This window comes from Streptomyces spectabilis (assembly GCF_008704795.1).
Lineage (GTDB): Bacteria > Actinomycetota > Actinomycetes > Streptomycetales > Streptomycetaceae > Streptomyces > Streptomyces spectabilis.
The window spans coordinates 7,998,518-8,019,414 of the sequence record NZ_CP023690.1 but is presented as its reverse complement, the minus strand read 5'-3'; the positions used below and the strand labels follow the sequence as shown (position 1 = coordinate 8,019,414).

At 76.0% G+C, this 20,897-nt stretch carries 8 protein-coding genes, 1 tRNA gene and 1 pseudogene; 4 read left to right on the top strand and 6 right to left on the bottom strand.

Annotated elements, in window-relative coordinates:
• Window positions 1-174: 174 nt before the first annotated feature.
• Window positions 175-1,287, bottom strand: a complete 1,113-nt coding sequence (locus CP982_RS34735; RefSeq protein ID WP_150514090.1) for a substrate-binding domain-containing protein — start codon at window positions 1,285-1,287, stop codon at window positions 175-177.
• 145 nt (window positions 1,288-1,432) lie between these two features.
• Window positions 1,433-1,506 (bottom strand) — tRNA-Pro (locus tag CP982_RS34730).
• A gap of 136 nt (window positions 1,507-1,642) precedes the next feature.
• Between CP982_RS34730 and CP982_RS34725 the strand changes: the two genes are divergently transcribed.
• The 4 genes from CP982_RS34725 to CP982_RS34710 all read left to right on the top strand — a co-directional run bounded on the left by CP982_RS34725 (window position 1,643) and on the right by CP982_RS34710 (window position 5,449).
• The gene (locus tag CP982_RS34725; protein ID WP_150514089.1) at window positions 1,643-2,173 is read left to right on the top strand and encodes a DUF309 domain-containing protein; all 531 of its coding nucleotides are present in this window, start codon (window positions 1,643-1,645) and stop codon (window positions 2,171-2,173) included.
• Window positions 2,174-2,185: 12 nt separating this feature from the next.
• Window positions 2,186-2,962, top strand: coding sequence for a precorrin-6A synthase (deacetylating) (cobF, locus tag CP982_RS34720; protein ID WP_150514088.1), 777 nt, complete (start codon window positions 2,186-2,188; stop codon window positions 2,960-2,962).
• Window positions 2,963-3,027: 65 nt separating this feature from the next.
• Entirely contained in the window at window positions 3,028-5,106 is a 2,079-nt protein-coding gene (locus CP982_RS34715; RefSeq protein ID WP_170316545.1) for an MDR family MFS transporter, read from the top strand.
• Window positions 5,107-5,257: 151 nt separating this feature from the next.
• Window positions 5,258-5,449: a hypothetical protein gene (locus CP982_RS34710; protein ID WP_150514087.1), complete on the top strand. Its 192-nt coding sequence runs from the start codon at window positions 5,258-5,260 to the stop codon at window positions 5,447-5,449.
• A gap of 22 nt (window positions 5,450-5,471) precedes the next feature.
• Here CP982_RS34710 and CP982_RS34705 read toward each other — a convergent pair whose 3' ends face one another.
• The 4 genes and pseudogenes from CP982_RS34705 to CP982_RS34690 all read right to left on the bottom strand — a co-directional run bounded on the left by CP982_RS34705 (window position 5,472) and on the right by CP982_RS34690 (window position 20,886).
• Window positions 5,472-6,659 carry a thiolase family protein gene (locus CP982_RS34705; RefSeq protein WP_150514086.1) on the bottom strand — a complete coding sequence of 396 codons (1,188 nt, stop codon included), beginning with the start codon at window positions 6,657-6,659 and terminating at the stop codon, window positions 5,472-5,474.
• Between the two features lie 165 nt (window positions 6,660-6,824).
• On the bottom strand, window positions 6,825-7,526 hold the full coding sequence (locus CP982_RS34700) for a class I SAM-dependent methyltransferase (protein WP_150514085.1): 702 nt from the start codon (window positions 7,524-7,526) through the stop codon (window positions 6,825-6,827).
• Window positions 7,527-7,589: 63 nt separating this feature from the next.
• A pseudogene (locus CP982_RS34695) lies at window positions 7,590-14,282 on the bottom strand (type I polyketide synthase); the annotation flags it as partial.
• Window positions 14,283-14,367: 85 nt separating this feature from the next.
• Complete coding sequence (locus CP982_RS34690) at window positions 14,368-20,886, bottom strand: type I polyketide synthase (RefSeq protein ID WP_372503532.1); 6,519 nt, start codon at window positions 20,884-20,886, stop codon at window positions 14,368-14,370.
• Between the last annotated feature and the right edge of the window lie 11 nt (window positions 20,887-20,897).

The following is a 20,897-nucleotide window of genomic DNA, read 5'->3' as shown; positions in this document are numbered from 1 at the left end:
AATACTGATCGCCTGAACGAACTTGGTCAATAGACCGATCAGAAGAAGATGAACCGATCAAACGCTCATCACGGTGCGGCAGTTGGCGCCCGTCAGGGGCGCGGGGCTGTGCTCATATGCGGCTCCGCCGCGCGGGCGCGACCAGCCCCGGACGGCCCGCAGACGAGGGGCGACCTAGCGCGGCGATACCGAGTCGCGCAGCGGTCGGGTCGAGCCGCGAACCTTGAGCTCCGGCAGCAGTTCCAGCCGCCGCACCGGCCCAGCGCCCAGCGCCAGGCGGCGCAGGAGCAGCTCGGCCGCCGCCCGGCCGATGTCCGCCTTGGGCGGGGACACGGCCGTCAGGGGGGTGCTGCCGAGCGCCGCGACCACGTCGTCGTAAGCGATCACGGAGCAGTCCTCCGGCACCCGGACCCCGGCGTCACGCAAGCCCTGCACCAGCATCAGCGCGTCCACGTCGCCGTGGAGGACCGCGGCCGTCGCCCCCCGCTCGGCCAGCAGCGACGGCAGGTCGACCGGCTGCCGCGCGGCCGGCGCCGCCGGGTCGGGCACCGCGCCGGGAGAGCTGAGGGCGAGCGCCCACGCGTCCACCCCTGGGTGGTCCGCCGCGATCTCGGTGAACGCCGCGCGCAGGGCGCGCGCCGTCGGGCTGTCGTCGCGCGCGGCGAGGACGATCCGCCGGTGCCCGATCCCCGTGAGGTGCTCGACGGCGAGGTGGACGCCGTACCAGTGGTCCGTGCACACCGCGTCGACGGCGTGCAGCGCGCCCCCGCGCCGGGGCCTGCGCTCCATCACGACCGTGGGCACCCCCACGCGCGACAGCCACGCGTAGTCGGCCTCCTCGACGGCCCGGCTGCGCCAGCGCGGCGCGATCAGCAGGCCCCGCGCGCCGTCCGCCAACGCCCGCTCCACCAGCGGCTGTTCGGCGCCCGGCGCGGCCGGTGCGATGTGCAGCGCGATGCGGACGCCCGCCTCCTCGAAGGCGGACCGGGCACCGTGCAGCGTCTCGTGCAGATACGAGTGGCGCTCGGGCACCACGACCGCGACCGGGCCGCCGTCGGCCGTGGGCCCGGGCGCGCGGGGCGCCGGGCGCTCGGCCTCGTCCGTGACCGGCCTTGCCACGCCGTGGCCGCGGCGCAGCTTGCCCTCGCGGGCCAGTTCCTCCACGTCGCGCCTGAGGGTCACCACGGACACCGCGAGCTCCGCCGCGAGATCGCTGACCCGGGTCGCGCCGCGCGACCGCACCGCGGCGAGGATCCGCTGCCGCCTGAGGTCCACCGGTTCGCGCATGCTGCTGCCCCCTCACCCACCGCTGTTCGTTTGAGCGCTTGCCCGAGCGCTTCGCACGGCGGCAGCATAGCCAGCGGTCGCGGAACGACCGAGGGGCCGTTTCAGATCTCTCTGAAACGGCCCCTCGACTCGCGACTTCGCAAAGTCGGGACGACAGGATTTGAACCTGCGACCCCTTGACCCCCAGTCAAGTGCGCTACCAAGCTGCGCCACGTCCCGGTGCGTTCCTCGCGGTGTGTGTTCCGCGTGATCACGCAGGTAGAACTCTACCCCACCTGCGGGGGTGGTTCCGCCGCCCCCGCCGCAGGTCACCGCCCGGGCGCGGGGTGCGGGCCCGCGGCGGGAGAATCACCGCATGACGAGCGCACTTGGACCAGGCGGCCGGGACCGGGACACGGAGGGCCGGGCGCGCAGCGCGCGGCCGCGCGACGGGCTCGGGCGACCGCTGCCGTACGGGACCGAAGGCGTCGAGCGGCAGCCGGAGGGCGTGACCCGCACCCCCGCCGAGACCCTCGCCGAGGCGCAGGCGCTCCTCGACGCCGGGCGGCCCTTCCACGCGCACGAGGTCTTCGAGGACGCCTGGAAGTCGGGGCCCGGGCGGGAGCGCGGCCTGTGGCAGGGGCTCGCGCAGCTCGCCGTAGGACTCACCCACGCGGCGCGCGGCAACGCGACGGGCGGGGCGCGGCTGCTCCGCAGGGGCGCGGGCGCCGTCGCGGCGTGGAGCGCGGCGGAGCCGGGCCGCGAGCGGCCGTACGGGATCGGCGTGGCGGAACTGCTCGCGTGGGCGCACGCGTTGGCCGCGCGGGTGGAGCGGGGCGAGGTGCCCGTCGACGCGGCGGCGGCCGCGCCGGAGCTGGCCCCAGGACCGGCGCGCGGGGACGGGTGACACACTCCTGACGTGCGAAGGATTCATGTCATCGGGATCGGCGCGGGCGACCCGGACCAGCTCACCCTGCAAGCGGTCAAGGCGATGGGGGACACCGATGTGTTCTTCGTCCTGGACAAGGGCGCGGAGAAGGAGGACCTCGTCGCGCTGCGCCGGGGCATGCTCGACGCCCACCGCCCGGACGGGGCGTACCGCGTCGTCGAGGCCCGCGACCCGCGGCGCGACCAGGAGGCGGACCGGGTCGCCTACGCCGGCGCGGTCGACGACTGGCGCGGCCGCCGCGCCGACCTGTATGAGCGAATGATCGCCGACGAGCTCGGCGCGGAGGACACCGGCGCCTTCCTGGTGTGGGGCGACCCCGCGCTGTACGACAGCACGATCGCGATCCTGGAGGACGTCATCGGGCGCGGTGCCGTCGCCTTCGCGTACGACGTCGTGCCCGGGGTCAGCAGCGTGTCCGCGCTCGCCGCCCGGCACCGGGTGGGCCTCAACCGCGTCGGGCGCCCCTTCCAGGTCACCACCGGGCGCCGCCTGAGCGACGAGGGTTTCCCCGAGGGCGTGGACGACGTGGTGGTGATGCTGGACGCGCGGCAGGCCTTCCAGCGGTACGCCGACCGGGACGACCTGGACATCTACTGGGGCGCCTACATCGGCACGCCCGACGAGATCCTCGTCTCCGGGGCGCTGCCCGAGGCGGCCGGGCGCATCGGGCGGCTGCGGGCCGAGGCCCGTGCGCGCAAGGGCTGGATCATGGACACCTATCTGCTGCGGCGGCGTCCGCGGGACTGAGCGGCCCGTCACCGGACCGGACGGCCCGGCATGCACCCGCCCGGGACCGGTGTGAGGGTGTGCCTGTGACCGTCACCGAGCACGCCGAGGCCGCGCGGGCACCGGAGCAGGGCCCGCCGGTCCTGGACCGGCGCCGCCGCAATGTCGTCTTCGTCACGATCATGCTGGGCGTCCTGCTCGCCGCGCTCGACCAGACGATCGTCGGCACCGCCCTGCCGACGATCGTGTCGGACCTGGGCGGCGCCGCGCACATGTCGTGGGTGGTGACGTCGTACCTGCTCGCGGAGACGGTCGCGACGGTCCTCGTCGGCAAGTTCGGTGACCTGTTCGGCCGCAAGGTCGTCTTCCAGGTGTCGGCGGTCGTCTTCATCACCGGCTCGTTCCTGTGCGGCCTGGCCACGAACATGTCGCTGCTCATCGCCTGGCGGGCGATGCAGGGCATCGGCGCGGGCGGTCTGATGGTCACGGCGATGGCGCTGATCGCCGATGTGATCCCGCTGCGGGAGCGCGGCAAGTACCAGGGCGCGATCGGCGCCGTCTTCGGTGTGTCCACGGTCATCGGACCGCTGCTCGGCGGCCTGTTCACCGACCATCTGAGCTGGCGCTGGGCGTTCTACGTCAACGTGCCCATCGCGATCCTGGTCGTCGTGGCCGCCGCCCGCACCATCCCGTCGGTGAAGTCGGCGGCGCGGCCCGTCATCGACTACCTGGGCATCGCCCTCGTGGCGATCGGCTCCAGCGCGCTGATCCTGGCGACGAGCTGGGGCGGCAACGAGTACGCCTGGGGTTCGGGCGTCGTCATCGGCCTGTTCGCGGGCGGGCTCGCCGCGCTCGCGGGCTTCTGCTGGGCGGAGACGCGCGCGGCGGAGCCGATGCTGCCCATGCGCCTGTTCGCGAACCCCGTGTTCACGGTCTGCTCGGTCCTCAGCTTCATCGTGGGCTTCGCGATGCTCGGCGCGATGACGTTCCTGCCGACGTACCTCCAGTACGTCGACGGGGACTCGGCCACGATCTCCGGCGTGCGGACGCTGCCGATGGTCGTCGGGCTGCTCATCGCGTCGATCTTCAGCGGCAACGTGGTCAGCAGGACGGGCACGTACCGGATCTTCCCGATCGTGGGCGCCCTCGTGATGGCGGCCGGTCTCTTCCTGATGTCCCTGATGGGCAGCGCGACCAGCGCCTGGCTCGAGTCGCTGTACATGTTCGTGCTCGGCGTCGGCATCGGCCTGTGCATGCAGGTCCTCACGATCGCGGTGCAGAACACGGTCGCGTACGCGGACCTGGGCACCGCGACGTCCGGCGTCACGTTCTTCCGCACCCTCGGCAGCGCCTTCGGCACGGCCGTGTTCGGCACGATCTACGCCAACACGCTGGCCCCGAACCTCCGGGACGGGGTCGCCGAGGCGGCGCGGACCGGCGCGGCGCCCGAGGCGGTGATCGCGAAGGCCTCGCAGAGCCCGGAGGGCCTGCACGAGCTGCCGGACGCGGCGGCGGCGCCGCTCGTGGAGGCGTACGCGGACACGATCCAGACGGTGTTCCTGTGGACGGTGCCGGTCGCCCTCGCGGGGTTCGTGGTGGCGCTCTTCCTCAAGGAGGTGGAGCTGCGCGACAGCGCGCGGATGAGCTCCAACGACATGGGTGAGGGCTTCGCCTCGCCGTCGTCGGCGGGCGACTCGGCCCGGCTCCTGGAGCTGGCCGTGGGCAACATCCTGCGCCGCAAGGGCCTCGGCACCGCGCGCAGCGTGATCCAGCGGTCCGACACGCGCCTGGACCTGGCGGGCGCCTGGGCGGTGATGCAGGTGGCGCTCTTCACCCGCCTGGTCGGCCACGCGAACCTGAACCTCATCGCGGTCCGGCGGCAACTGCCGCCGGAGGTCCTGGTGCCGGTGTTCGACCGCATGGTCGACGAGGGGTACCTGAGCCGCAGCGGCACCCTGTTCCAGCACACTCCCGCGGGCGAGCGGGAGGCCGAGGTCATCGGCAAGGAGTGGGCGCGCTGGCTCGGCGAGGAGCTGGCGAAGGACGGCAGGCCCCCCGAGGGCGGCGGGGTCCAGGACGACGCCCGGCTGATGGCGGCGGTCGACGCGATCGCCAAGCGGCTGCTCGCGGAGGACCTGGCGCAGGGGCTCGTCGACGCGCGCTGAGCGCCCCGGGGGACGCGCGACCTGCCATCCCTTTCCGTCGATCGCCGGCGCCAAACGCTTTCCGTGGGATGAGTCCGCCTTATCCGTGGTGCTCGGGCGGGATGGTTGACCCCGCCGTGGCCAGGGCGCGGGCCGTGGCGTTGTCTCGGGCATGGAGACCGACGGCGCAATCCCCCAGGTACACGCCCGGCTCGTCGGGGCGTACTGGCTCGACTCCCCCTACCTCAAGGAACCGCGGTGCTGCTGTTGCGCCCCGGCCCGGACCGCCCGGCCATGGGGCGTGACGGCGGTGGGGCTCGCCTGTCTGGCCCTGGCGCTCGCCGTGGCAGTCACGCTCACCTAGCCGGGCGCGCGAGGGCCTCGGGTCAGTCGCGCTCGACGAGCAGGGCGCTGCCCTGCCCCACGCCGACGCACATCGTGGCGAGGCCGCGGGTGGCACCGGTGCGGCGCATGCGGTGCAGGAGCGTGGTGAGGATCCGGGCGCCGGAGCAGCCCAGGGGGTGCCCCAGGGCGATGGCGCCGCCGTCCGGGTTGACCAGGTCCGGGTCGATGCCGAGCGTGTCCACGCAGGCGATCGCCTGGGCGGCGAAGGCCTCGTTGAACTCGGCCTCCCGCACGTCCGCGACGGACCAGCCGGCCCGGGCCAGGACCTTGCGCGTGGCGGGCACGGGTCCGATGCCCATCACGTCCGGGTGGACGCCCGCGCTGGCCCCGGCCACGTACCGGCCGAGGGACGTGAGGCCGAGGTCGCGCAGCGCCTCCTCGCTGACGAGCAGCAGGCCCGCGGCGCCGTCGTTCATCGGCGACGCGTTGCCCGCGGTGACGCTGCCGCCGTCGCGGAAGACCGGGCGCAGCTTGCTGAGCTTCTCGTACGAGGTGTCCTCGCGGATGCCCTCGTCGGCGTCGACGACGGTGCCGTCCGGGGTGGTGACGGGCAGCAGCTCGGCGTCGAAGTGGCCGTTCTTGCGCGCGGCGGCGGCGCGCTGGTGGCTGCGCAGCGCGAAGGCGTCCTGGCGCTCGCGGGAGACGCCGTGGCGCTCGGCCACCTCCTCCGCGGTCTGCCCCATGGACAGGAGGCCGTGCAGCTCCTTCATCCGCGGGTTGACCAGGCGCCAGCCGAGGCGGGTGTCGGCGGTCTCCATGCGGTGCGGCAGCGCCTCGTCGGGGCGCGGCAGGACGAACGGGGCGCGGCTCATGGACTCCGAGCCGCCCGCGACGACGATGTCGGCCTCGCCGGAGGCGATGGCGCGGGCCGCCGTGGTGACGGCTTCGAGGCCCGACGCGCACAGCCGGTTCACGGTGGCCCCGGGCACGGACTCCGGGAGGCCCGCGAGCAGCGCGGCCATGCGGGCCACGTTGCGGTTGTCCTCCCCCGCCTGGTTGGCGGCGCCCCAGTAGACGTCGTCGACGCGGGCCGGGTCGAGGTCCGGCACGCCGTCGAGAAGGCCGCGCACGACGGTGGCGGCGAGGTCGTCGGGGCGGACGGAGGACAGGGCCCCGCGGAGCCGCCCGATGGGGGTGCGGCGGGCGGCGGCGAAGTGAACGGTGCGCACGGCGACTCCGGAGCGTGTACGGCCGACAAGCGGTTAATTAGCGCTGCTAGTTTCGGAGTGTACGTGGCGCCCCGGCCCGGGGGAAGCACGAAGGCCGCCCCGCCCCGGCCGCTCCCCCGGGGCCGCGTGCGCGCGGCCCCGGGAAGCCGTCCGGGCCCGGCGGTCTCAGGAGGGCGTCCAGCCGCGGAAGATGCCGACGCACCCCCGTACGGTCAGATCGTGGCGGTCGAAGTGCTGGTCGAGCTGTGCCCGCAGGTCCTCCAGGTGGTCGTCCTCGTTGTGGAAGGCGCCCCGCTTGTTCAGCATCCGCAGCGCCCGGCGGGCGGAGCGGGACACCGGGACGCCGCCCGTGAGCACCGTGGTGCCGAAGACGACACCGCCGGGGCGGACGACGGCCGCGGCGTGCGCGAGGGCGATCCCCTTCTCGCGCAGGCTCCCCGGCACGCAGTGCAGCAGGTAGCTCATGCCGACCGAGTCGTGCGACTCCTTCGGCACGGGCAGGGGCTCCAGGACGTTGGCGCGGACCGTGGCGACCTCGTAGCGCCGCAGCCGGTGGGCCGTGTGCGCCAGGGAGTTGGGGTTGAGGTCGACCAGGGTGATCCGGGGCTGTGCCACGGGGAACCGGGCGTGGTGCAGCAGATAGCCGCTGCCCACGCCGATGTCCATGTGGCGCGCGCCGACCTCGGTGTCGTACAGCGTCCGGGAGACGGCGGGCGGGCACCCCCACAGGAGGGGGGCGGTGCCGCGGTAGACCGTGAGGTCGTAGAGGTTGAGGAACGGCTTCGAGTACCCCGACTGCCCGTCGATCACGGCCTGGTCGAGGTGGTCGATGGGCTTGCTGCCGCTGGGGCCGTTGGACGTCATCATGCTCCTATGGGTGGTCGGGGGGCCGTGTCCTCAGTGCGGGTCGGCGAGCCAGTCCCGCACCGCGCGCAGGGCGGGCCCGCTGTGCTCGCGGACGATCGAGAAGTGGGTGCCCGCCGTGTCGACGGCGGTGTGCGGCAGGTGCCAGCACGGCCGCCAGTCGTCGGGTACCCCACCTGAGCCCGGTTCGTCGAAGGCCGGTTCGTCGAAGGCCGGTTCGTCGAAGGCCGGTTCCGAGGCGCGGACGAGCAGGGTGGGCGCGTCGATCGCGTGCGGGCGCCACGTCTCGAACAGATGGGAGTAGTGCGCGAGGGCGGTGAGGTACGCGTCGTCCCCGGCCTCCTCCGTCCACAGCACGTCCGGCGAACCGGCGGCGCGGGCCCGGTCGATCCGCGCGTGCAGCCGCGGGATCATCGCGCTGCCGGGCCAGTGGCTGTCGAGGAGGACCACGGCCGCGGGGCCCGCCCCGCGCTCTTCGAGGACGGCCGCGGTGGCGTGGGCCATCCAGCCGCCCGCCGAGTAGCCGAGCAGGACGGCGGGGCCGGAGCCCGCGCGTTCGACCGCGTCGGCCAGGAGGCGCGCGAGGGCGTCCACGGACGCGGGCAGCGGCTCCTGCCAGGTGAACCCCGGGACGGGCTGGGCCCAGACGTCGTGGTCGCCTTCGGCCGCGGCGGCCAGGCGCGCGTACTGGGGCGCGCCCGCGCCGACGGCGAACGTCGGGAAGCAGACCAGGTCGGGGCCCGCCGACGCGGATCCGCGCGCGAGGCGGACGCGGGGCGGGCACAGCCGCTCGTCGGGCGCGTCGAAGGTGGGGCGGAACCGGGCGACGCCGCGGACCAGTTCGTGGAACTCGTCGGTGCGGCCGAGCTCGCCCGCGCGGGCGAGCAGCGGGCCCAGGGTGAACCGCGCGCCGGAGGCGGGCTCCGCGTCGCCGGTGCCCTCGGGCCCCGCCGTCTCCCACCGGTCCGCAAGGAACCGGGCCACGTCGGTGACGGTCGGGTGCTGGAAGACGAGGGCCGGCGGGAGGCGGAGCCCGGTGGCCGCGCCGAGCCGGTTGCGCAGGTCCACCGCGGTCAGCGAGTCGAAGCCCAGCTCCGGCAGGTTCCTGTCGTCGGCGACCGCGGCCGCGTCGGCCAGCTTGAGCACGGCCGCGACCTCGGCGCGGACGAGGGCCGTGACGAGTTCCCGCCGCTCGTCCGCGGTGGCCGCGGCGGCCAGGCGGGCACGGAACTCCCGCCCCCGCTCCGCCCGCGCCGAGCCGCGCCCGCCCCCGGCCCGTGCGCCGCCGAGCGGCGATCCGGTCACATCGGGCCAGTAGCGCTCGTGCTGGAACGCGTACGTGGGCAGCTCCACGAGCCGGGCGCCTGCGTCGGCGAGCAGCGTGTCCAGGCCCACGGCCACCCCGCCGACGTGCAGGCGGGCCAGGGCGGCCAGGAGCGCGCTCACCGTGGCGCCGTCGCGGTCCGACTCCAGGAGGTCGTGCGCCCCTTGGGCGGCGGGCCACCGCAGTGCCTCGTCGGGCGCGCCGCTCTCCCGGGCGAGGCGGGACCAGTGCTCCGGCGTGGAGAGTTCCTCGTACGAGACCGGGCGGCCGGTGCGGCCGGAGACGAGGGGGATCGCGGGCGGGCGGAACGTCAGTTCCTTGGTGACGCGGTGGACACCGTCGGCCTCGCCGTCGAGGGCGACGGCGAGCGCCACCGCGTCGGCCAGGGACAGGGCGCCCGCGCAGTGCGCCGCGCTCACCTCGCCGACGCCGTGGCCGACGAGGTGGTCGGGGGTGACGCCCCAGTGCTCCAGGAGCCGGAACAGCGCGACGTGCTCGGCGAAGCGGGCCGGGGCGCCGGTCGCCTCGGGCGCGTCCGGGTGCGCGGCGCACGCGGCGGCGACTTCTTCCAGGGCGGCCGCGTGGACGGGGAGGTGAGCGTACGCCGGGTCGGCGGGGCCGGTCCGGGCGGCGGCGCCGGTGCCGTTGCCGGTGCCGCTGCCACTGCCGGTGAAGCGGAACGCCACCCTTCCGCGCGCGCGGGCCGCGCCGCGCAGGACGTGCGGGGCGTCCGGCTCCTCCTCCCCGCCGTCCGCGAGCAGCGCGAGGCCCGCGAGGAGCGTCTCCCGGTCCGCGCCGAGGACCACGGCCCGGTGCTCCAGGGCGGCCCGGGTGCTCGCAAGGGAGCACGCCACGTCGACCGGGGCGAGGTCGGGGCGGTCCGCCGCGAACTGCCGCAGACGCTCTGCCTGTTGGCGTACGGACGTCTCCGTCTTGCCGGAGAGGACCCAGGGCACGGCGGGCAGCGCGGCGACCGGCCGCGGCTCCGCTGCCGGGTCCTCGGCCTTGACGGGCTCGGTGGGTGCCTGCTCCAGGATCACGTGCGCGTTCGTACCGCTGATCCCGAACGACGAGACGCCCGCCCGCCGTGCCCGGCCCGTGTCCGGCCACGGCCTGGCCTCGGTGAGGAGTTCCACGGCGCCCGACGACCAGTCCACGTGCCCGGACGGGTCGTCCACGTGCAGGGTGGGCGGCAGGACGCCCTGCCGCAGCGCGAGCACCGTCTTGATGACGCCGCCCACCCCGGCCGCGCCCGCCGTGTGGCCGATGTTGGACTTCAGGGACCCCAGCCACAGCGGCGACCGCGCGGGCCGCCCCTGTCCGTACGTGGCCAGGAGCGCCTCCGCCTCGATGGGGTCGCCGAGGGTGGTGCCGGTGCCGTGCGCCTCGACGGCGTCGACGTCGCGGGGGTCGAGTCCGGCGTGGGCCAGGGCCTGGCGGATCACGCGCTGCTGGGCGAGGCCGTTGGGCGCGGACAGGCCGTTGCTGGCCCCGTCCTGGTTGATCGCGGAGCCGCGGATCACGGCGAGGACCTCGTGGCCCTCGCGCCGGGCCCGCGACAGGGGCTCCACCAGGAGCACGCCGACGCCCTCGCCCCAGCCGGTGCCGTCGGCCGCCGCGGCGAAGGCCTTGCACCGGCCGTCGGGGGCGAGGGCGCCCTGCGCGCTGAACTCCACGAAGGCGCCCGGCGTCGACAGGACCGTGACGCCCGCCACCAGGGCCGCCGTGCAGTCGCCCTGCCGCAGGGCCTGCACCGCGAGGTGGAGGGCGACCAGGGACGAGGAGCACGCGGTGTCCACGGTCACGGCGGGGCCTTCGAGGCCGAAGGCGTAGGCGAGCCGCCCGGACGCGACGCTCGTGGAGGTGCCGGTCATCAGATGCCCGGCGCTCTCGTCGGGGTCCGCGGTGAGCAGCGGCAGGTAGTCCTGGCCGCTGAGGCCCACGAACACGCCGGTGCGGCTGCCGCGCACCGCGTCGGGCGCCAGCTTGGCCCGCTCGAACGTCTCCCACGCCACCTCCAACAGGAGGCGCTGCTGCGGGTCCATCGCCAGGGCCTCGCGAGGGCTGATCCCGAACAGGAGCGGGTCGAACCGGTCGGCGTCGTGCAGGAATCCGCCGCGGCGGACGTAGGTGCGCCCCGGGGTGCCCGGGCTCGGGTCGTACAGGTCCGTCTCGTCCCAGCCGCGGTTGGCGGGGAACGACGAGGTCGCGTCGCGGCCCGACGCGACCAGGTCCCACAGCTGCTCGGGCGAGGCCACGTCGCCGGGGAACCGGCAGCCCATCGCGACGATCGCGACCGGCTCGTCGGCGCCGGGCGCCACCGCCACCGGGGCGGCGGCCGCCTCTTGACGGCCCGTCAGAAGGGTCCGGAGGTGGGCGGAGAGGCGCTCGGCCGTGGGGTGGTCGAAGACGGCCGCGGGGGAGATCCGGACGCCGGTCGCGGTGGCGAGCCGGTTGCGCAGCTCCATCGCCGTCATCGAGACGAAGCCGAGGTCGGTGAAGGCCTGGGTGGCGTCGAGGTCCGCCGGATCCCGGTGGAGCACGGCGGCGGCGTGCTCGCACACCGTCTCCAGGACCAGGCGCTCCCCCGCGCTCTCGGGCAGCTCCGCGAGGCGCTGCCGGAACCGGGCGGCCGCGCTGTCGTCGCCCTCCCGGGCCGAGACGGCGGCCAGGGCCCCGTCCGGCCAGTAGCGGCGGCGCTGGAAGGCGTGGGTCGGCAGGTCCACCAGGCGGGCCCGCGGCCCGACGCGGCTCGACCAGTCCACGCGTACGCCCTGGACGTGCGCCTCGGCGAGGGAGGTGCCCACGCGCCGGGCGTCGCCCTCGCCGCGCCGCAGCGAGGTGAGGACGGTGCCTTCGGCGGCGGCGCCGTCGAGGATCTCGTGCACGGACACCGCGAGCACCGGATGCGGGCTGACCTCCACGAACGTGCGGTGCCCCGCCGCGAGGAGGTCGCGCACGGTGGGGTCGAAGCGCACCGTTCGGCGCAGGTTCCGGTACCAGTAGGCGGCGTCGAGCCCCTCGGTGTCGAGGAGGCCGCCGGTGACTGTCGAGTGGAACGGGATCCCGGCCGGGCGGGGCGCGATGTCGGCGAGCACGGCGAGGAGTTCGGCCTCCAAGGTCTCGACCTGCGCCGAGTGCGAGGCGTAGTCCACGGCGACGCGTATCGCCCGGACGCCTTCGCTCTCGGCGGCCGCGAGGAGTTCGTCCAGGGCCTCGGCGTCGCCCGAGACGACCACGGAGGACGGGCTGTTGGCGGCGGCGACGGCGAGGCGCGCGCCCCACTCGGCGAGCCGCTCGCGCGCCCGGTCGAGCGGCAGCGCGAGGAACGCCATGCCCCCGCTGCCCGCGAGGCGCTCGGCGACGAGGCGGGAGCGCAGCGCGACGATCCGGGCCCCGTCCTGGAGGGAGAGCGCGCCCGCCACGCAGGCGGCGGCGATCTCGCCCTGCGAGTGGCCCACCACGGCCCCCGGCTCGACGCCGTACGAACGCCACAGCTCGGCGAGGGAGACCATCATCGCCCAGAGCGCGGGCTGCACCACGTCGACGCGGTCGAGCGAGGCGGCGCCCTCGGCCCCGCACACGACGTCGACGAGCGAGAAGTCGACGTGCGGGGCGACGGCTGCGGCGCAGGCGCGCAGGCGGTCGCGGAAGACCGCGGAGTCGCGGTACAGGTCCGCGGCCATGCCCTGCCACTGGGCGCCCTGGCCGGGGAACACGAACACCGGCTTCCCCGGCTCCCGGGCGACGCCCTCCACCACGCCCGCCGCGCTCCTGCCCTCCGCCACGGCGTCGAGGCCGGCGAGGTAGCCGTCGCGGTCGTCGGCCAGCACGATCGCGCGGTGGTCGAAGGCGGTGCGCGAGGCCAGGAGCGCGTGGCCGACGTCGGCCGGGGACAGGTCCTGGCGCTCCCGCAGGTGGTCGCGCAGCCGGGCCGCCTGCTCCCGCAGGCCCGCGTCGCTGCGCGCGCTGACCAGCCACGGCACGGGGGCGGCGGAGGCGTCCTCGGGCGTCGCCGGGTCCGCGGGTGCCGGGTCCGGAGCCGGGAAGCCGTCGTGGTCCGCCTGCTCCAGGATCACGTGCGCGTTGGTGCCGCTGATGCCGAAGGACGAGACGCCCGCACGGCGCGGGCGCCCGGTGTCGGGCCAGGCGCGGCCCTCGGTGAGGACCCGTACGGTGCCCGGGGACCAGTCGACGTGCGGGGTCGGCTCGTCGACGTGCAGGGTGGGCGGCAGGGCGCCCCGGCGCAGCGCCATCACCGTCTTGATGACGCCGCCGACGCCCGCCGCGGCCTGCGTGTGGCCGATGTTCGACTTCAACGAGCCCAGCCACAGGGGCCGTCCTGCCTCCCGCTCCCGTCCGTACGTGGCGAGCAGCGCCTGGGCTTCGATCGGGTCGCCGAGCGCGGTGCCGGTGCCGTGCGCCTCCACGGCGTCCACGTCACCGAGGGCGAGGCGGGCGTTGGCGAGGGCCGCCCTGATGACGCGCTGCTGGGAGGGGCCGTTGGGCGCGGTCAGGCCGTTGGACGCGCCGTCCTGGTTCACCGCCGAACCCCGCACCACGGCAAGGACCGGGTGTCCGTTGCGCCGCGCGTCGGAGAGCCTCTCCAGGAGGACGAGTCCCACCCCCTCACCCCAGCCGGTGCCGTCCGCCGCCGCCGCGAACGCCTTGCACCGGCCGTCCGGAGCAAGACCGCGCTGCCTGCTGAACTCCACGAACATGCTCGGTGTCGGCATCACCGAGGCGCCGCCCACCAGGGCCGTGGCGCACTCGCGCTGGCGCAGCGACTGCACCGCCAGGTGCAGGGCCACCAGCGAGGCCGAGCACCCGGTGTCCACGGTGATCGCCGGGCCTTCCAGGCCGAACGTGTAAGCCAGACGGCCCGAGAGGACGCTGGCGAGGAACCCCGTGGAGTAGCCCTCGAAGTTCTCCCGGGCGCCCTTGAGCAGCATCGCGTACTCCTGGCTGCTGGTGCCGACGAAGACGCCGGTCCTGCTGCCGCGCAGCGCGGCCGGGGGGATGCCCGCGCGCTCGAAGGTCTCCCAGGACACCTCCAGGAGGAGGCGCTGCTGGGGGTCGAGGGTCAGCGCCTCGCGCGGGGTCACGCCGAACAGGCCCGCGTCGAAGGACGCCACGTCGTCGAGGAAGCCGCCCTCGCGCGCCACGCTCGTGCCGAGGCGGTCCGGGTCCGGGTCGTAGAGCCCCTCGACGTCCCAGCCGCGGTCGTCGGGGAACGGCGCGACCGCGTCGCGCCCCGAGGCGACCAGGTCCCACAGGTCCTCGGGGGAGCGGACGCCGCCCGGGTAGCGGCAGCCCATCGCGACCACCGCGACCGGCTCCCCCGCCGCCTCCTCGACGTCGCGCAGGCGCTCCCGCGTCTCGTGCAGGTCGGCGGTCACCCGCTTGAGGAAGTAGCGAATCTTGTCTTCCGTCACCATCTGAAATCCACCTCGTCGAGACGTCACCGATGTCCGCTCGCGTGCGTGACGCGACGCGGCGAAAGCCAGGCCTCCCCCGCCGTCAGGAGATGCCGAGCTCGTTGCTGATGAAGTCGATGACTTCGTCGTCGCTCGCCAGGTCCAACTCGTCCGCGACGGCCGCGCGCCCGGACTCCTCGGCCCTGCCGCGCGCTCCCTCGCCCCACCGCTGGGCGAGGGAGCGAAGCCGTGCCGCCACCCGCTCCCGCTCGTCGTCGTCGAGCCCGTCGCCGTCGAACGACGCCGCCCAGGCGTCGAGCCGGGACAGGAAGGAGTCGACCCGCGAGCCGAGGCCCGGAAGGAGTTCGGCCCCGATGTGCTCGCTCAGGGCCGCCGGGGTCGGATGGTCGAAGACGAGCGTGGTGGGCAGGGCGAGACCGGTCGCGGCGCCCAGGCGGTTGCGCAGCTCCACGGCGGTGAGCGAGTCGAACCCGAGGTCCTGGAAGGGACGCTGCGGTTCCACGCTCTCGGGCGTCAGATGCCCGAGGACCAGGGCGATCTGGCCGCGCACCAGGTCGAGCACGGCCGCGCTCCGCTCCTCGGGCGCGAGCGGCCCGAGGCGCTCCCGCAGCGCGTCCCCGGCGCCCGCGCCCGGCGCCGCGGCGGGGGCGAGGGCCAGGCCGCGCAGCGGCGCGGGCAGGTCTCCGGCCGCGGCGGCCGTGCCCAGGGCCGCCACGTCGAGCCGGACCGGCACGAGGTCCGCCGTGCCGGCGGCGAGCGCCAGGTCGAGCAGCGCGAGGCCGTCCTCGGTGGACAGCGCGCCGACGCCGGAGCGGCCCATGCGGTCCCGGTCGGCCTGTCCGAGGGCGGCCGCCATGCCGCCGCTCCAGGGCCCCCAGGCCAGGGACGTCCCGGGCAGGCCCGCGTCGTGGCGGTGCCGGGCGAGGGCGTCGAGGAAGGCGTTGGCCGCGGCGTAGTTGGCCTGGCCGCGGGTGCCGATGGTGGCCGCCGCGGACGAGAAGACGACGAACGCGGCCAGGTCGCCGTCCCGGGTGAGCTCGTGCAGGTGCCAGGCGCCGTCGGCCTTGGGGGCGAAGACCGTGCCCATCCGCTCGGGCGTCAGCGACTCCAGGGCGCCGTCGTCCACCACGCCCGCGGCGTGCACCACGGCGGTCAGCGGATGCGCGTCCGGCACCGCGGCGAGCAGGTCCGCCACCGCGTCCCGGTCGGCCACGTCGCAGGCGACGGCCCGCACGGTCGTCGCGCCCGCCGCCGCGAGGCCGGTCAGCTCGGCAAGGAGGCCCGCCATGCCGTCGGCCTCGGCTCCCCTGCGGCTGGCGAGCAGGAGGTGGCGCACGCCGTGCGCGCGGACCAGGTGGCGGGCCACCTCGCCGCCGAGCGCGCCGGACGCGCCGGTGACCAGGACGGTGCCCTCCGGGTCCCACGCGGTCGGCATGGTGAGGACGATCTTGCCCACGTGCCGGGCCTGGGCGAGGTGGCGGAAGGCCGCGGGCGCCTTCCGCACGTCCCAGGTGGTCACCGGCAGATGGCGCAGGCCGCCGTCCTCGAACAGCCGCACGATCTCGGTGAGCATGGCGCCGACGCGCTCGACGCCCGCGTCCATCAGGTCGAACGCGCGGTAGGCGACGCCCTCGTGGCGGTCCGCGACCTCGGCGGGGTCGCGGACGTCGGTCTTGCCCATCTCGACGAACCGGCCGCCGGGCCGCACCAGGCGCAGCGAGGCGTCGAGCAGGTCGTGCGCCAGGGAGTTCAGGACGACGTCCACGCCGCCGCCGCTCGCCTCGGTGAAGCGCGCCTCGAACGCGTCGGTGCGGGAGGAGGCGAGGTGCGCGTCGTCGACGCCGAGGGCGCGCACGGCGTCCCATTTGGCGGGGCTCGCCGTCGCGAACACCTCGGCGCCCAGGTGCCGGGCGAGCTGTACGGCGGCCATGCCGACGCCGCCCGCCGCGGCGTGCACGAGCACCTTCTCGCCCGGCCGCACGCCCGCCAGGTCCACCAGACCCTCGTACGCGGTGAGGAACGCGACGGGGACGGACGCGGCCTCGGCGAAGGACCAGCCCCGGGGCGTGCGGGCGATCAGGCGGTGGTCGACGACCGCCACGGGCCCGAGGCATCCGGCGGCGAGGCCGAAGACCGGGTCGCCGGGGGCGAGGCCGGTGACGTCGGGGGCCACTTCGCTGACGACGCCCGCGATCTCGCCGCCCAGGGCCCGCTGGTCGGCGACCATGCCGAGCGCCATGACGACGTCGCGGAAGTTGAGGCCCGCCGCACGCACCGCGACCCGGACCTGGCCCGGCGCCAGGGGTGCGGCGGCCTCCGGGCTCGGGGCGAGGGCGAGGTCGTCGGCCGCGCCCCCGTCGGTGAGGTCGACGCGCCACTCCCGTACGCCGGTCGGGGGGACGAGGGTGCCCGCCGGTACGCCGCGCGCGAGGCGCGGCACCAGCGTGCGGCCCGCCCTGAGCGCGAGGTGGGGTTCGTCCCCGGCGAGCGCGGTGCGCAGCGCCGCCACCGACGCGGGCGCCCCGTCCACGTCCGCCAGGGCGAACCGTCCCGGGTGCTCCGACTGCGCGGAGCGCACCAGGCCCCAGAGCGCGGCGGCGGCCAGGTCGGTGATCCGCTCGTCGGCCGCGGTCGCCACGGCGCCGCGGGTCACGACGGCCAGGCGCGCCGCGGCGAGCCGGGGGTCGCTCAGCCAGGTGTGGAGCACGGCGAGCACGGACGAGGCGAGGGCACGGGCGGCGCTCGCGGGGTCCTCACCGGCCCCGGCGCTCTCGCCGTGGCTCTTCAGGAGCACCAGGTCCGGGGCCGCCGCGCCGGAGTCGAGCGCGGCCAGGAGCGCGCCCGGGCCGGCGTGGGCGGGCACGCCCAGCTCGGCGGCGAGGCGGTCGTCGCCCAGGACGACGCAGTGCGGGGCCGGTTCGGCGGCGGTGGCGGGCGCAGGGAGCCAGCCGACGTGGAAGAGGGTGTCGTGGGTGCGGGTCGCGCGCAGCTGCTGCGCGGAGACGGTCCGGGTGACGAGGGCGCCGACCGACGCCACCGGAGCGCCCCGCTCGTCCCACAGGGACAGGCTCACCGTGTCCGGGCCCGCCGGGGCGAGGCGCGCCCGCAGGGTCGGGGCGCCCGTGCCGTGGAAGGTGACCTCCTGCCAGGAGAACGGCACCCGGACGCGGCCCTTTCGCTCCGCCGCGTCGTCGTCGAGGAGCGCCACGTGGAGGGCGGCGTCGAGCTGGGCCGGGTGGAGGCCGTAGCCGCCCGCGGCGGACCGCGGGGCGGCGGGGAGCGCGATCTCCGCGTACAGCTCGTCGCCCTTGCGCCAGGCGCGCGCGAGGCCGCGGAAGGCGGGGCCGTACGCGAAGCCCGCGTCGGCGAGGCCGTCGTAGAAGCCGTCGAGCGCGACGGGTTCGGCCTCCGCGGGCGGCCAGGCCTGCCCGGGGCCCGGCGGCGCGGGGGCGGCGTCGGGGGCGAGGGCGCCGCGCGCGTGGCACGCCCAGGGTTCGTCCGGCGCGGCGTCCTCGGGCCGCGAGTACACGCCGAGCGCGCGGCGGCCCTCGTCGCCCGGCGCGCCGACGCGCACCTGGAGGTGGACGGCGCCCCGTTCGGGCAGGACCAGCGGGGCCTCCTGGGTCAGCTCCGCGAGGCGGCGGCAGCCGGCCTCGGCACCGGCGCGGAGCGCCATCTCGACGACGGCGGTGCCGGGCACGAGCACGGAGCCCAGCATGACGTGGTCCGCGAGCCAGGCCTCCGTCCGCCGGGACAGCGTGCCGGTCAGGACGAGGCCCTGGGCGTCGGCGAGCTCCAAGGAGGCGCTGAGGAGCGGGTGTTCGAGCCCGGCGAGCCCGGCGGCGGTGACGTCGGCGACCGCGCCGGACGCGGTCCAGGGGAAGCCGCGGCGCTGGAAGGGGTAGGTCGGCAGGTCCACCGGGCGGGCCCCGGCGAGGAACCGGGTCCAGTCGGCTCCCGCGCCGTGGACGAAGGCCGTGGAGAGCGCGGTGAGCGCGGTGTCGGCCTCGGGCCGCCGGGAGCGCGCCACGGGGATCACCACGGCGCCGGTGCCCGCCGGTTCCCCGGCGAGGCAGTCCTGGGCCATGGCGGTGAGCGTCCCGGAGGGGCCCACCTCCACGAAGGCGCGGGCGCCCGCCGTCACGAGGCGGCGCATCCCGTCGTGGAAGCGCACGGTCGCCCGGGCGTGGCGCACCCAGTACTCGGGCGAGCAGAGCAGGTCCGCGCCCGCGAGGTCGCCGGTGACGTCCGAGACGATCGGGAGGGTGGGCGGGTGGAAGGTGAGCTTCTGCGCGACCTGCCCGAACTCGTCGAGCATCGCGGCCATCTGGGGCGAGTGGAAGGCGTGGCTGACGCGCAGCCTGCGCGTGCGGCGCCCCTCGCCCTCGAAGTGGGCGGCGATGGCGAGCACGGCCTCCTCGGCGCCGGACACGACCACCGACGACGGGCCGTTGACGGCGGCGAGGGCCACGTCGTGCGCGTGCTCGGCGAGCCACGGCCGCAGCTCCGCCTCGGTGGCCCGCACCGCGACCATCGCACCGGTGCCGGGCACGTCCTGCATCAGCCTGCCGCGCGCGGCGACGAGGGCGCACGCGTCCTCCAGGGAGAGGACCCCGGCGACGTGCGCGGCGGCCAGCTCGCCGACCGAGTGCCCGAGCAGCAGGCCGGGGGTGAGCCCCCAGTGCGTGAGCAGGTGGTACAGCGCCACTTCGTACGCGAACAGGGCGGGCTGGGTGTACGCGGTCTGTTCGAGGAGCGCGGCCGTCGGCGTGCCTTCGGGGGCGAACAGGACGTCCCGCAGCGGCCGTTCGAGGTGCGGGTCCAGGTGCGCGGCGACGGCGTCGAGCGCCTCGGCGAACTCCGGGAACGCGGCGGCCAGTTCGCGCCCCATGCCCGGGCGCTGGCTGCCCTGCCCGGAGAAGAGGAAGGCGAGGCCGCCGTCGACGGCGGTGCCCCGCACCAGGCCCGGCGCGGGCCGGTCCGCGGCAAGGGCGGCGAGTCCGGCGAGCAGTTCGTCCCGGTCGGCGGCCCACACCACGGCCCGCTGGTCGAGGACGGCGCGGGTGGTCGCGAGGGACAGGCCGAGGTCCGCGGGGCGGGCGGCGGGCCGGGCGCGGACGTGCGCGGCGAGGCGCTCGGCCTGGTCCCGCAGGGCCTGCTCGCCCCGGGCCGAGACCACCAGCGGTACGCGGCCGCCGGGGGCCGCGGCGCGTGCGGCGGGCTCCGGGGCCTCGCTCGGCGCGGTGTCCTGGGGCGTCTGTTCCAGGATCACGTGCGCGTTGGTGCCGCTGATGCCGAAGGACGAGACGCCCGCGCGGCGCGGGCGCCCGGTCTCGGGCCAGGCCCGGTTCTCGGTGAGCAGCCGTACGGTGCCCGATGACCAGTCGACGTGCGGGGTCGGCTCGTCGACGTGCAGGGTCCTGGGCAGCACGCCGTGCCGCATCGCCATGACCATCTTGATCAGCCCGGCGATGCCCGCCGCGCCCTGGGTGTGGCCCAGGTTCGACTTGACGGAGCCCAGCCACAGGGGGCGTCCGGCCTCCCGTTCCCGGCCGTACGTGGCGATGAGCGACTGTGCCTCGATGGGGTCGCCCAGGGTGGTGCCGGTGCCGTGCGCCTCCACGGCGTCCACGAAGTCGGCCGAGAGGCGGGCCGTGGCGAGGGCGCGGCGGATGACGCGCTGCTGGGAGGGGCCGTTGGGCGCGGTCAGGCCGTTGGACGCGCCGTCCTGGTTCACGGCCGAACCCCGCACCACGGCGAGGACCGGGTGTCCGTTGCGCCGCGCGTCGGAGAGCCTCTCCAGGAGGACGAGCCCGACGCCCTCGCCCCAGCCGGTGCCGTCCGCCGCCGCCGCGAACGCCTTGCACCGGCCGTCCGGAGCAAGACCGCGCTGCCTGCTGAACTCCACGAAGATGCCCGGCGTCGTCATCACGGCGGCGCCTCCGGCCAGGGCCAGGTCGCACTCGCGCTGGCGCAGCGACTGCGCGGCCAGATGGACCGCGGCGAGGGAGGCCGAGCACGCGGTGTCCACGGTCATCGCCGGGCCTTCGAGGCCGAACGCGTAGGCCAGGCGCCCCGAGAGGACGCTGGCGGCGCCGCCCGTGACCTGGTGGCCCTCGCTGCCCTCGGTCGCCGGGGCGCCGTTGCCGACGGTCATGAGCACCGAGCCGATGAACGTCCCGACGGGCTCGCCGCGCAGCGCGCCGGGGTTCACGCCCGCCCGTTCGAAGGTCTCCCAGGCGGTCTCCAGGAGCAGCCGCTGCTGGGGGTCCATGGCGGCGGCCTCGCGCGGGCTGATGCCGAACAGGTCCGCGTCGAAGTCCCCGGCGCCGTCGACGAAGCCGCCTTCGAGGGTGTACGTCCGGCCCGGCCGGTCGGGGTCGGGGTCGTACAGCGCGTCGGTGTCCCAGCCCCGGTCCGCGGGGAAGGGCGACATCGCGTCGGTGCCGGTCTCCACCAGGCGCCACAGGTCCTCCGGGGACCGCACCCCGCCGGGGTAGCGGCAGCCCATCGCCACGACGGCGATCGGCTCCCGGGCCGCCGCGGTCAGCTCCCGGTTCCGGGCGCGCAGCGTCTCGACCTCCTTGAGGGAGGCCCTCAGCGCCTCGACGA

Excerpts from the sequence above, each read along its gene's own strand:
- CP982_RS34725 (WP_150514089.1), top strand. The coding sequence starts at position 1,643 with ATGACGAGCGCACTTGGACCAGGCGGCCGGGACCGGGACACGGAGGGC.
- CP982_RS34735 (WP_150514090.1), bottom strand. The coding sequence starts at position 1,287 with ATGCGCGAACCGGTGGACCTCAGGCGGCAGCGGATCCTCGCCGCGGTG.
- CP982_RS34710 (WP_150514087.1), top strand. The coding sequence starts at position 5,258 with ATGGAGACCGACGGCGCAATCCCCCAGGTACACGCCCGGCTCGTCGGG.
- CP982_RS34700 (WP_150514085.1), bottom strand. The coding sequence starts at position 7,526 with ATGATGACGTCCAACGGCCCCAGCGGCAGCAAGCCCATCGACCACCTC.